This window comes from Rhizobium sp. Root483D2 (assembly GCF_001426685.1).
In the GTDB taxonomy this organism is placed as follows: domain Bacteria; phylum Pseudomonadota; class Alphaproteobacteria; order Rhizobiales; family Rhizobiaceae; genus Pararhizobium; species Pararhizobium qamdonense.
Map to the genome: position 1 here is coordinate 15,844 of NZ_LMFB01000020.1, position 12,834 is coordinate 28,677.

The window sequence follows — 12,834 nt, forward strand, 5'->3', positions numbered from 1 at the left end:
ATGAAACGTGAAGAGATATTGGACGGGCTCCGCCAGAGCCCGAAGGTGGACGTGTGCGTCATCGGCGGCGGCATCAACGGCATCAGCGTCTTTCGGGAGCTGGCGCTGCAGGGGCTGAACGTCTTGCTTGTCGAAAAACACGACTATTGCTCGGGCGCCAGTTCGGCCCTGTCGCGCATGGTGCATGGCGGGCTGCGCTATCTGGAAAACGGCGAATTCAAGCTGGTGCAGGAATCGCTGGTCGAACGCGACCGGCTGTTGCGCAACGCGCCGCATTATGTCGCGCCGCTGCCGACGACGGTGCCGGTCTTCGATATCTTTTCCGGCCTTGGCAATGGCATCGTCCGGTTTTTGGGCCTCAGCCGCCGTCCGAGCCGCCGGGGCGCGATCGCCATCAAGGCAGGGCTCAGCATCTACGATTTCCTGACGCGCAAGCGGGCGATGATGCCGCGCCACCAGTTTCGCGGGCGGCGCACGACGCTTGAAAAATGGCCGGCGCTGCATCCCGGCATCAAGAGTTCGGCCACCTATTTCGACGCCTGGGTCAGCCATCCCGAGCGGCTTGGCATCGAACTGCTGCAAGATGGGCTTTCTGCCAAGTTCGGGGCTGCGGCGCTGAACTATGCGCAATTGCGCCGCACGGAGGATGGTCAGTACCGTGTCGAGGACCAGATCGGCGGCGCGTCCGTGGCCGTGGAGCCCGCATTGATCATCAATGCCACCGGCGGCTGGATCGATATTGCCAACCAAAGCCTGTTTTCGCCGGACGCGCGGCCCGCACCCCTGATGGGCGGCACCAAGGGCTCGCATCTGATCATCGACAATGACGCGCTGCGCGAGGCGCTTGCTGATCATATGATCTATTACGAGAACGAGGACGGGCGCATCTGTATCCTCTTTCCCTATCTCGGCAAGGTTCTTGTCGGCTCCACCGACATTCGCGTCGACGATCCGGAAACGGTGCGCTGCGAGGCGGATGAGCGCGATTACATCCTGCAATCGCTCGCCTTCGTGCTGCCCGATATCAAGATCAGGCCCGACGAGATCGTCTTCCAGTTTGCCGGCGTGCGGCCGCTTCCGGCCAGCAATGACAGCTTCACCGGCCGCATTCCGCGCGACCATTTCTGCACGGTCGTCGAATCCACGGATGGTAGCCCACCGGTGCTGTGCATGATCGGCGGCAAATGGACGACGTTTCGCTCTTTCGGAGAAATGGCAGCCGACATGGCGCTGGAACGGCTGGGCCGCCGCCGTCACGTGGCAACCACCGACCGGGCAATCGGCGGCGGGCGGGCGTTTCCGGCCAATGCGCCGGTCTGGCTTGCGGGTATCGCCACGAAGAGCGGCCTTTCCTATGCGCGCATGGCGGAGCTGTTTTCCCGCTACGGCACGGATGCCGAGGCGGTCGCCGGTTTCATCGCCGCAGGACCGGACCAGGCGATGCCGCATGCCGGGTACTCGGTGCGGGAATTACATTTCCTCATCCGCGATGAAGCGGTCGAGCATCTCGACGATCTCCTCTTGCGGCGGACGACGCTGGCGGTCTCGGGCGAAGTTTCGCTCGACATGATGGACGCCGTGCTCGATCTCCTGGCGCAGGAAAAGCGCTGGACATCGGGGCAGCGCGCCAGCGAGCGCGACCGTTTTCTCACCCTTCTCACCGGGCGCCACGGCGTCGACCACGATACGCTTTCCGCAAGGAACGAACCAAGGAGTACACAATGCGACACAACAGCAAAGTCCGGATGAACCGGCTGTTCGGCAACGGCCGCTGCCTCGACGTGGCGATCGATCACGGCGTCTGCAACGAACCGTCCTTCCTCAACGGACTTGAGGATATTGAGGCCGTCGTGACCGCGCTGGTATCTGCAGCACCGGACGCGATCCAGATGAATTACGGCCAGGCCGACCTGTTGCAGGACGTTCCCGGCAAGGACAAGCCGGCGCTGGTGATGCGCATCGACATGGGCAATCCCTATAACCGCATCCGCCACCGCGACATGTGGGCGGTGCTGCAGAACGAGGCCGAGCCGCTGATCGGCGCGATCGAGATGGATGCGGCCTGCGTCGTCGTCAACCTGTTCATGCTGCCGGACGAGCCGGACCTGTTTCGCCAATGCGTTGAGAATATTTCCCGCGTCAGGGCCGATTGCGACAAATATGGCATGCCGCTGATGATCGAGCCGCTGGTGATGCAGCCGGTGACGGAGAAGGGCGGCTACATGGTCGATGGCGATGCCGACAAGATCGTCACGCTGACGCGTCTGGCGCGCGAAATGGGCGCCGATATCATCAAGGCCGACCCGACCGACAATGCGGAGGATTTCCACCGTGTCGTCGAAGCGGCCCGGTGCCCGGTTCTGGTGCGCGGCGGCGGCAAGGAAGACTTGAGCGCCGTGTTCGACAAATCCGCAGCCTTGATGCGCCAGGGCGCCATGGGCATGGTCTATGGGCGCAACATCTACCAGCATGCCAATCCGAGTGCCGTGGTGCGCGGGCTGATGGCGATCATCCATGAGAATGCGAGCGGCGAAGAGGCATTTGCGCGTTATCAGCAGGCGTAGGGCGTCGCGTCTTCTTCCCCCCACAGGGGAGAACTGCCTTGTGGAAGCGAGGCGATGAGGGGGCGGCAAATTCAGAGCTTGCCGCCCCCTCATCCGGTCCTTCGGGCCACCTTCTCCCCGTTGGCGAGAAGGGGAAGTTGGGCCTGTGTTTTCGGCCAAAATTGCGCAAAACTGTCAGAGCCTTGGGAGGGGTTGAGAATGAAACACTATCTTTTGGGGCTCGACGCCGGAAACACGGTCATCAAGGCCGTCATTTTCGACCGGGCGGGCAACGAAATCGCGGCGGCTTCCGAGGAAGGGCACAGCCGCATGCCGAGCCCCGGCCATGTCGAGCGTGGCCTCGACGAGCTCTGGACCAATGCGCGGCAGGTGATCCGCGCCTGCATCGAAAAGGCAGGGATAAAGCCGGACGAAATCGCGGCGATCGGTTGCGCCGGGCATGGGAACGGCCTTTATGCGCTCGATCGCGATGGCGCGCCGCTGCTCGGCATCCAGTCGATCGACACGCGGGCGACCGGTCTTGTCGAGCAATGGGCGGGAGAGGGCGTGGGCGATCTGACCCAGCCGATCGCGCGGCAGCGTCCGTGGCCATCCCAGACACCGACATTGCTGGCCTGGCTGAAGCGCTACAAGCCGGAGCAGTTCAGCCGGATCGGCACGGTGTTCTTTTCCAAGGATTTCATCGTCAACCGCCTGACCGGCGAGCGCGTCAGCGAAGTCTCCGACATGTCCGGCGCCGGGCTGCTCGATCTTGCCGCGCGCCGCTACGACCAGGCGCTGATGGAGGCCTATGGCCTTGGCGACTGCATGGACGTTTTGCCGCCGCTGATCGAAAGCGCCGATATTGCCGGCACAGTGACGGACGAGGTTGCCACGCAGACCGGGCTTGCTGCCGGCACGCCGGTGATCGGCGGGCTGTTCGACGTCGTCGCTTCCGCGCTCGGCTCGGGCGTGACGCGCACCGGCAGCGCCTCGATCATCGCCGGAACCTGGAGCATCAACCAGGTGATCATCGACGGCCCCGATCTCGACGGACCGGTGTTCATGTCCTCGACCTTCGATCGCAGCCGCTATATGGCAATGGAAAACAGCGCCACCTCGGCTGCCAATCTCGAATGGCTGGTCAAGGAATTTTTCGAAGGCGCGCACACGGAAGGGGTCTCGCCGTTTGATGCAGCTTGCGCACTGGCAGGCGCAGTCGAACCCTCGGCAGACGATCCGCTCTACCATCCCTATCTCTACGGCGCCCAGCAGGACGGCCATGCGCGCGCCGGGTTTTACGGCATTGCCGGCTGGCACACCAAGGGGCATCTCGTCCGGGCGCTGCTGGAAGGTGTCGCCTTCGGCCACCGCCAGCATATCGAGACGATCCGCAAGGCGGGTGCCGTGTTCAACGAAGCCGTCCTGTCGGGCGGCGGGTCACGCAGCCTGATCTGGCCGCAGATCTTTGCCGATGTGCTCGGCGTTCCCGTCACCGTCGCCCGCTCGCGCGAGACCGGGGCGCTCGGGGCCGCCATTGCGGCCGGAACCGGCGTCGGCATTTTTGCCGATTTCGCTGCGGGTGCAGCCGCCATGGTGCAGACCGAGCGGCATTACCGTCCGAACGTCTCGCTTGAGGCGCATTATGCCAGGCGCTACGCTCTCTATAAGGATATTGCCGAAGCGATGGCGCCGCTCTGGCGGCGTCTGACGGCGGTGCAGCCCATTGTTGCTGGAGTGGCGGCGTGACCATGCGTGTGAATGATGCAGCAATCGATGCGGGACGCTACGATTTCATCGTCGTCGGCGCCGGGTCTGCGGGATGCGTTCTCGCCAACCGGCTCTCGGCCGATCCGAAGAACCGCGTGCTGTTGCTCGAGGCCGGCGGCACCGACCGGTATCACTGGGTGCATGTGCCGATCGGCTATCTCTACTGCATGGGCAATCCGCGTACCGACTGGATGATGAAGACCGCGGCCGAAGCCGGGCTGAACGGCCGGTCGCTCCCCTATCCGCGCGGCAAGGTGCTCGGCGGCTGCTCGTCGATCAACGGCATGATCTATATGCGCGGGCAGGCGGCGGATTATGACGGCTGGCGGCAGGCGGGCAATGCCGGCTGGGGCTGGGACGATGTTCTGCCCTATTTCCTGAAGTCCGAGGACAATTATCGCGGCAAGTCTTCAATGCACGGGGCAGGCGGCGAGTGGCGGGTGGAAAAACAGCGGCTGTCCTGGCCGATCCTCGACGCCTTTCGCGATGCCGCCGAAGAGCTTGGCATCCGCAAGACCGACGATTTCAACGATGGCGACAATGAAGGATCGGGCTATTTCGAGGTCAACCAGCGCGGCGGCCTGCGCTGGAACACCACCAAGGCGTTCCTGCGCCCGGCGATGAAGCGGGCCAATCTGCGCGTGCTGACGGGGGCCGAGACCGAGCGGCTCGAATTCGACGGCAGGGCGGTCACGGGCGTGCGCTTCCGGCTGAACGGGCAGACCCATGTCGCCCATGCCGGCCGTGAGGTCGTGCTGTCGGCTGGAGCGATCCATTCGCCGAAAATCCTGGAACTGTCAGGCGTCGGCCGTCCGGATGTGCTGTCGCGTGCCGGAATCGAACCAACCCATGATCTTCCGGGCGTCGGCGAGAACCTGCAGGATCATCTGCAGATCCGCACGGTCTTTCGCATCGAGGGCGCCAAGACCCTGAACCAGCTCTATCACAACCTGTTCACCCGCGCCGGCATGGGGCTCGAATATATGCTGCGCCGGTCGGGTCCCCTGTCGATGGCGCCGAGCCAGCTCGGTATCTTTGCTAAGAGCGATCCGGCCGTGGCGACCGCCGATCTCGAATATCACGTCCAGCCCTTGAGCACCGACCGGCTGGGCGAGCCGCTGCACCGGTATCCCGCCGTGACCGTTTCCGTCTGCAACCTGCGGCCGGAAAGCCGGGGCACGGTGCATGTCGCCGGACCGGAGCTTGCCGCCGCCCCGGAGATCCGGCCAAACTATCTTTCGACCGCCGGCGACCGGATCGTTGCCACCAATTCGATCCGTCACGCCCGCCGGCTGATGGAGGCCGGTGCCATCCGGAAATACCGCCCACAGGAAATGCTGCCGGGCACGCAGTTTCAGAGCGACGAGGACCTGATCCGCCGCGTCGGCGACATCGCCACGACGATCTTCCATCCCGTCGGCACCTGCAAGATGGGCAGCGACACGATGGCCGTGGTCGACGCGCAGTTGCGGGTGCACGGGCTTTCGAAATTACGGATCGCCGATGCCTCAATCATGCCGGCGATCGTTTCGGGCAATACCAATTCGCCGGTGATTATGATCGCGGAGAAGGCGGCGGAGAGTATCTTGTCGGGAGCGTAGGGACAGTCTTTCTTCTCTTCTCCCCGGCGGGGAGAAGGTGGCCCGCAGGGCCGGATGAGGGGGCGGTTCGCTCCGAATTCGCGGAAAGACCCCCTCATCGCCTCGCGTCAGCTCGGCACTTCTCCCCGCTGGGGAGAAGGGGGAGATCGTGGCGGCGCCCGCATTCCACAGTCGATTGTCGGCAATCCGACAGCGCGAGCTGATCGCCGCGCCATCTGCAAGATCGGCAACGCCATGAGCACAGGAGCCCTCGGCGTCCTCGCTCTTCTCCCCAGCGGGGAGAAGGTGGCGCACAGCGCCGGATGAGGGGGCCAAGTGCTCCGAACCTGCCGAACCGCCCCCTCATCGCCTCGCATGCGCTCGGCACTTCTCCCCGCCGGGGAGAAGGGGGAGATCCTTCGCCAGCCGCTTTTCACAGTCGATAGTCCTGAGGTGCGGAGGATCAAAAATCACCTCTCAATTGAGGAGTGCCCTTGTCGGCACCTTGATGGTGCGGACTTAACTCCGCATCACAGTCCGTCCGAATGCTCAACCTTCCATACGGTCAGCGAAAACCGAGAAATCGCTGCCCTCGAAATCGGTCGAGGTGCTGACGGCTTCCCAGTCTGCGGCGGCCTTGCTGCGCGCGGCTTCGGTCTGCTTGAACATATGGAGGGCATCGCTGCCGAGGAGGAGGTGGGGTGGAAGATCGGTGCGGCTGGCGAGGTCGAGGATGACCTGGGCGACCTTGCCGGGATCGCCGAATTCCTTGCCGACATAGGCTTTCAGCAGGTTGGTTATTGCCCCGACGCTCGGCTCATAGTCCGGCATGATGGCTGGGACGCTGCCGCGCGCCACCTGGCCCCAATTGGTGCGCATGCCGCCCGGCTCGACCGCGATGACCTTGACGCCGAAGGCTGCGGCTTCCATGGCCAAAACTTCGGTGAAGCCGCCGACGGCCCATTTGGCCGACTGGTAGGCGCTGAGGCCGGGTGTGCCGATGCGGCCGCCGACCGAGGAAATGTTGATGATATGGCCGGAGCGCTGGCCGCGCATGACCGGCAGGGCCGCGCGGGCGAGATTGACGACGCCGTAGAAATTGGTGTCGATCTGCGCCTTGAAGGCCTCGGGCGTTGTCTGCTCGAACGGCGCGACATTGCCGTAGCCGGCATTGTTGACGAGCACGTCGAGCCTGCCGAACGTATCGACGGCGAACTGCACGGCAGCGTCAGCGGCCGCAGCATCGGTCACATCGAGCGCCGTGATGGCGACCTGATCCCCATATTGTTCTTTGAGGGCCGACAGTTGTTGCGGATTGCGTGCGGTGGCGACGAGGCGGTCGCCGTGGCGCAGCACGGCTTCGGCAATGGTGCGGCCAAGACCGTTGGCACTGCCGGTGATCAACCATGTTTTAGACATGTCATGTTCCTTTGTTGGTAAAATAATGAATGATTACTCACTCATTTTTGGAGTGAAAATTAAGCATTCTACCGGGCGGCGATGGCCCCCCAGAAAGCGTCGAACCCGGCGCTCTTGTAGCTTTCCGTTTTTGCGGGATCGCCGGCGATGAATTCGAGCACCATCTCGGCGAGCGATTCGATGATGCCACCGATGAAGGCGATCGGCTGAGGGCGCAGGACGCCGGTGTCGAAGCCCTCGTTCAGCATCGCCTCCATATCGCGGAAGCCTTCGGCGCCGGCCTTGCGGATGGCCCCGGTGATCTTGCCGGACACGGCGAGCTGCCGCATCGCCTTGCGTTTTGCCGGGCTGGCGGCACCCCAATCGATGGAGCGGTCCCAGAGGTGCCGGCAGCGATCCTTGACATCAGCGTCACCGGGATAGCCGGCGATCAGCATCGTCCGGAACTCGGATTTCAGATGCAAATAGAGCTGGTTGAGCAGCTCGTCCTTGGTACTGAAATAGGTAAACAGCGAGCCTTCGGCGACACCGGCACCCTTGGCGATCCCGGCCGTCGATGCACCGATGCCGAGGGCGGCCACGGCCTGCGTGGCGGCGTTCAGGATCGCGTTGCGTTTGTCTTCGCTTAAGGGGCGGGCCAAGGTGAAGTCCAATGAGTGAGTACGTACTCAGTTATATGGCTATCACTCTCCCGGTGTCAAGAGCCTCTGGAAGGTGACGTGTCGTCGAAGCTCCGATAGGCCATGCGCTTGTATGTTTCAATCAACGCGCGGCCTTCGGTCTCGCCGGTCGAAATCGCCAGCCGCATGACGCATTCGCCGAGATACATGATGAGAAGGGCCGGCACCTTGAGCCGGTCAAGATCTTCGTCCGGCAAGGCGCGTTTCAGCGCTGCGGCAAGGAGGACGGCATTTTGCCGGCTCTCGGCCAGTTCGATATCCCGCAGGCTCTTGTCAGCCTGCATCGCCGACCAGATGTCGCGGATCACCGGCTCGGCCTGGAAGATATTATAATACTCGTCGATCAGCGCCGAGAAGGCCTGCCGCAGGTCTTCAACCGTCTTCACATGCGCCAGGCCATCGGCGATGCAGGCCCGCGAGACGTCGTTGTAGCGTTCGGCGAGCGTCTGAATGATCGCCGCCTTGTCGGGGAAGTACTGGTAGAGCGAGCCGATGGAAATGCCGCTCAATTCGGCGACTTCGCTCATCCGCATCGTGTCGCTGCCGCGCTCGGCAATCAGCCGCGATGCACTGGCCAGAATATGCTCGACCCTCTCGCGGCTGCGCTTTTGCGTCGGCGATTTGCGCATGGCGCCGTCGTCCTCGGGTACCGGCGCGGGGGCTGTCTGGTCGATGGCCAATCTTTGTCCTTTCGAAATTCCACTTGACGATCAAAATACGAGGGTTTATCACATTTAGCAAATGTGAGGATTAATCACATTTAGGATTTCGACGGGAGCGGGATGATGAGCAGCGAAACGATTTTGATCCTTGGCGGCAGCGGCAAGACCGGCCGCCGTGTGGCGGAGCGTCTTTTGGCAAAGGGGAGGGACGTCCGGCTGGCGTCGCGCTCCACGGTTCCTGCGTTCGACTGGACCAATCCGTCGGGCTGGGGAGCAGCGCTTGACGGTGTCGATGTGGCCTATGTCAGCTATCAGCCGGATCTGGCGGTGCCGGGCGCTGTCGAGGCGATCGGAACCTTGTCGAGGCTGGCGCTGGAAAAGGGTGTGCGGCATCTGGTCCTGCTTTCCGGGCGCGGCGAGGACGAGGCCCTGGCGGCGGAGGAAGCGCTGAAGCAATCCGGTATCGGCTACACGATCATCCGCGCCAGCTGGTTCTTCCAGAATTTCAGTGAGGCCTTCCTGCTGGACGGCATTCTGGCAGGTGAGCTGGTGCTGCCGGTTGCGGATGTGCGCGAGCCGTTTATCGATGCCGATGATATCGCCGATGTCGCGGTGGCTGCTTTGATAGAGCCGGAGCATGGGCACAAGACCTATGAGGTGACGGGTCCGCAGCTGATGACATTCGGCGAGGCCGTGGCGCAGATCGCCCGGCAGAGCGGACGCGATATCCGGTTCACCACGGTTGATATCAGGACTTATGTTGCCATGCTGAGGGAGGCGCAGATTCCGGCCGGCTACATCTGGCTGATCGAGTATCTGTTCATGAACGTGCTTGATGGGCGCAACGAAAGCCTGACGGACGGCGTCATCCGGGCGCTTGGCCGTCCGCCGCGCGATTTTGCGGACTATGTGCGTGAAACTGCAACAACCGGTGTCTGGGAGGACCTGAAATGATGGCGGCATTTTTTCCCTGGCTGATCTTTTCGGCCGTGATCGGGGCAGGGCTCAATGCGGGCCTGTTCTTCATCTTCTCGGTTTGCATCATGGGCGCGCTGGCGCGCTTGCCCGCCGAACAGGGCATTGCCGCGATGCAGGCAATCAATGTGGTGATCCTCAATCCGCTGTTCCTCCTCGTCTTCATGGGAACGGCGCTGCTGTCGCTCGTGCTGGTCGCCGGCGGGTTCATCCATGGCGGTCCGGCGCGGTTTTATCTCGTCGCCGGCGGGCTGCTCTTCCTCGGCGGCGTGCTCGCGGTGACGATGGCCGCCAATGTGCCTTTGAACAATACGCTCGAAGCCCTGCAGCCGGGCAGTGACGAGGCGGCGCGTCTTTGGTCGTCGGCCTATCTTGTCGATTGGGTCCGCTGGAACCATGTGCGCACGCTGTCGTCGATCGGCGCATTCGGCTGCTTCGTCATGGCTTTTCGCGCAGCGTAAGGGTCAGTCGAGCGCGTTGGCGCGTGTCTTGAGGATGGCTGAAAAACGCGGGTCGAAGGCGCGGCTGATCGGTTCGGCGGCTGCGCCCAGCGCCACCGACCACGGGTCGGTCATGCCCAGTTGCAGGCGCGGGATCGCGCGGCCCGGACGGTTCGCGTTGGAGGGAAGCAGGGGATGGATGGCCTCCAGCAGCTTGCGGGTCAGCGCCTCCGGGCCGGTGGAGCAGAGGATGACGGTCTGCGGATCGAAAATCGTCTCGATGATCTGCACCCCCCAGCGCAACTCTGCGGCGGCGGCATCGATCCAGGAGGCCATGGCCGGGTCGCCGGTCGTGACCAGCATGTTCAACCGCTCGGGCAGGCCCGGATCGGAGGGATCGGCGGCAAGGTGCTGATAGAGCGAGGCAAGCGAGGCCCGGTGTTCGAGCGATGTTTGGCCCGGGCGCTGCAACGTCGGCGGCAGAAGCACCATGCCGATTTCACCGGCATTGCCATTGCCGCCAGCATAGAGTTCGCCGTTCAGAATGAGGCCGGCGCCGATGCCGTAGCCGACATAGAGGCAGACGGCGTGATCGATGCCGTGGGCGGCGCCCACCATGCGTTCGGCGGTGGCGCAGGCGGCGGCATCGTTCTGCAGCGCCACTTCCAGTCCGGTGCCGGCGGCCAGCGTTTCCAGCAGCGGAAAATTCTGCCAGGCGGCCATCATCCATTGATCGTCATTGTCGGTCGCGAGCCCAAAGGGGCCGGGCATGGCGACACCGAGGCCGACCAGCCGTTTTTCGGCCTGCTCGGCACTGGCGGCGAGGTCCGTGCGGACCTGTTCGATCAGGTCGAGAATGACCTTGGCACCATTGGCCGGGCCGCCCGGCGGCAGGTTTGCCTGGGCGCGGACCAGAACGGTGCCGACGAGATCGACCGCGATCGCGCGCGTCACATGCCGGTCGATCTGCAGGCCGATGGCAAAGGCGCCGTCCGGCACAAGACGGTAGGGGGTGGAGGGCTGGCCGCGGCCGTTGCGCACCGCGGTCAGCGAGACCACCAGTCCGTCTCGCTCCAGATCCTCGATGATGTTGGACACCGTCTGCTTGGTGAGCCGAGTGGCGCGGGCGAGATCGGCGCGCGACAATTGCCCGTTCAGCCGCAGCGCGTCGATCATGACGCGGCGGTTATGGGCGCTGGTGCCCTCCTGATTGGTGCCGCTCTTGGCCCGGATTGGCCGCATCTCGTTCATCCCGCGAAATCCCCTTGACACCATTAGAATATTGAACAAGAATTAAGTCAAAGCAATTGACTTAATAAAAAGAGCCGCAGAGCTTTTAAGGGAACGAACGGCATTACGGGACCAGTCCTAGATGCCGCGCAGCACTTCGACAAGACATGCCGGATGCCGCTTTTGAGCGGTTTGACGGAACGGCGCGTGCGTGTGCGCGCTGACGAGACGACTGTTGTTTTCACGGGAAGGAAAAGACATGCTGAAATCCAAACGCAACGCGCTTATGGGGGCTGCGCTGGCCGGCGTATTCTTTGCGGGCAACGCCTATGCCGAGACGACGCTCAACGCGCTGTTCATGGCGCAGGCCGCCTATAGCGAAGCCGATGTCCGCGCCATGACCGACGCCTTTGCCAAGGCCAATCCGGACGTCAAGGTCAATCTGGAATTCGTTCCTTATGAAGGCCTGCACGACAAGACGGTTTTGGCGCAAGGGTCCGGCGGCGGCTATGACGTCGTTCTGTTCGATGTGATCTGGCCTGCCGAATATGCCAGCAACAAGGTTCTGGTCGATGTGTCCTCGCGCGTCACCGAGGACATGAAGAAGAACGTTTTGCCCGGCGCCTGGACGACGGTTCAGTATGACGGCGCCTATTACGGCATGCCGTGGATCCTCGATACGAAATACCTGTTCTACAACAAGGAAATCCTGGAAAAGGCAGGCATCAAGACGCCGCCGAAGACCTGGGATGAGCTTGCCGAACAGGCCAAGACCATCAAGGACAAGGGCCTTCTGGCCACCCCGATCGCCTGGAGCTGGTCGCAGGCGGAAGCCGCGATCTGCGATTATACTACCCTGGTCAGCGCCTATGGCGGCGATTTCCTGAAGGACGGCAAGCCGGACTTCCAGACCGGTGGCGGCCTCGATGCGCTGAAATACATGGTGACGAGCTATTCGTCCGGCATCTCCAACCCGAATTCCAAGGAATTCCTCGAGGAGGACGTCCGCAAGGTGTTTGAAAACGGCGAAGCCGCGTTCGCGCTCAACTGGACCTATATGTACAACCTCGCCAATACGGGCAAGGACAGCAAGGTGGCCGGCAAGGTCGGCGTCGTTCCGGCACCGGGCGTTTCTGGCAAGAGCGAGGTTTCGGCCGTCAACGGCTCGATGGGCCTTGGCATCACAGCGACCAGCAAGCATCCGGACGAGGCCTGGAACTACATTACTTTCATGACCTCGCAGGCCGTGCAGAACCAGTATGCCAAGCTCAGCCTGCCGATCTGGGCGTCGTCCTACGAGGATGCAGCTGTCAGCGCGGGTCAGGAAGAGCTGATCGGCGCTGCCAAGCAATCGCTGGCCGCCATGTATCCGCGCCCGACGACTCCGAAATACCAGGAACTTTCGGTCGCTCTGCAGCAGGCCATCCAGGAAGCGCTGCTTGGCCAGACGAGCCCTGAAGATGCCTTGAAGACCGCCGCCGACAATAGCGGTCTCTAAGGCTCCAAGGGTTCGCTCTTCACGCATCCACCACGTT

Annotated in this window: 11 protein-coding genes; 7 read left to right on the top strand and 4 right to left on the bottom strand. The window is 63.0% G+C overall.

Features of this window, described 5'->3' with window-relative positions; translation table 11 throughout:
* The 4 genes from ASD32_RS18940 to ASD32_RS18955 all read left to right on the top strand — a co-directional run bounded on the left by ASD32_RS18940 (position 1) and on the right by ASD32_RS18955 (position 5,914).
* Positions 1–1,749 (top strand): glycerol-3-phosphate dehydrogenase/oxidase, encoded by a 1,749-nt coding sequence (locus ASD32_RS18940; RefSeq protein WP_060639613.1) that lies wholly within the window; start codon positions 1–3, stop codon positions 1,747–1,749.
* A complete protein-coding gene (locus tag ASD32_RS18945) occupies positions 1,722–2,564 on the top strand; it encodes a class I fructose-bisphosphate aldolase (protein WP_060639614.1) in 843 nt (280 codons plus the stop codon). Before ASD32_RS18940 ends, ASD32_RS18945 begins: the two co-directional genes overlap by 28 nt.
* 198 nt (positions 2,565–2,762) lie before the next feature.
* Complete coding sequence (locus ASD32_RS18950; RefSeq protein WP_060639615.1) at positions 2,763–4,292, top strand: FGGY-family carbohydrate kinase; 1,530 nt, start codon at positions 2,763–2,765, stop codon at positions 4,290–4,292.
* A complete protein-coding gene (locus ASD32_RS18955; protein WP_060639616.1) occupies positions 4,289–5,914 on the top strand; it encodes a GMC family oxidoreductase in 1,626 nt (541 codons plus the stop codon). The genes ASD32_RS18950 and ASD32_RS18955 overlap by 4 nt, the downstream gene beginning before the upstream one ends.
* Positions 5,915–6,442: 528 nt before the next feature.
* Here the strand turns inward: ASD32_RS18955 and ASD32_RS18965 are convergent.
* The 3 genes from ASD32_RS18965 to ASD32_RS18975 all read right to left on the bottom strand — a co-directional run bounded on the left by ASD32_RS18965 (position 6,443) and on the right by ASD32_RS18975 (position 8,621).
* Complete coding sequence (locus ASD32_RS18965) at positions 6,443–7,312, bottom strand: SDR family NAD(P)-dependent oxidoreductase (protein WP_060639618.1); 870 nt, start codon at positions 7,310–7,312, stop codon at positions 6,443–6,445.
* A 68-nt stretch (positions 7,313–7,380) separates the two neighbouring features.
* The gene (locus ASD32_RS18970; RefSeq protein ID WP_060639753.1) at positions 7,381–7,953 is read right to left on the bottom strand and encodes a TetR/AcrR family transcriptional regulator; all 573 of its coding nucleotides are present in this window, start codon (positions 7,951–7,953) and stop codon (positions 7,381–7,383) included.
* Between the two features lie 56 nt (positions 7,954–8,009).
* A complete protein-coding gene (locus ASD32_RS18975) occupies positions 8,010–8,621 on the bottom strand; it encodes a TetR/AcrR family transcriptional regulator (RefSeq protein ID WP_060639754.1) in 612 nt (203 codons plus the stop codon).
* 153 nt (positions 8,622–8,774) lie between these two features.
* Between ASD32_RS18975 and ASD32_RS18980 the strand changes: the two genes are divergently transcribed.
* Together ASD32_RS18980 and ASD32_RS18985 are read left to right on the top strand one after the other, a co-directional pair.
* Positions 8,775–9,608 carry an NAD(P)H-binding protein gene (locus ASD32_RS18980; RefSeq protein ID WP_348270746.1) on the top strand — a complete coding sequence of 278 codons (834 nt, stop codon included), beginning with the start codon at positions 8,775–8,777 and terminating at the stop codon, positions 9,606–9,608.
* A complete protein-coding gene (locus ASD32_RS18985; RefSeq protein WP_082546834.1) occupies positions 9,608–10,090 on the top strand; it encodes an anthrone oxygenase family protein in 483 nt (160 codons plus the stop codon). The genes ASD32_RS18980 and ASD32_RS18985 overlap by 1 nt, the downstream gene beginning before the upstream one ends.
* 3 nt (positions 10,091–10,093) lie before the next feature.
* On the opposite strand, the gene ASD32_RS18990 is transcribed toward ASD32_RS18985, so the two are convergent.
* Positions 10,094–11,320: an ROK family transcriptional regulator gene (locus tag ASD32_RS18990; protein WP_060639620.1), complete on the bottom strand. Its 1,227-nt coding sequence runs from the start codon at positions 11,318–11,320 to the stop codon at positions 10,094–10,096.
* A gap of 238 nt (positions 11,321–11,558) precedes the next feature.
* On the opposite strand from ASD32_RS18990, the gene ASD32_RS18995 reads away from it, so the two are divergent.
* Entirely contained in the window at positions 11,559–12,797 is a 1,239-nt protein-coding gene (locus ASD32_RS18995) for an extracellular solute-binding protein (RefSeq protein WP_060639621.1), read from the top strand.
* The last annotated feature ends 37 nt before the right edge of the window (positions 12,798–12,834 follow it).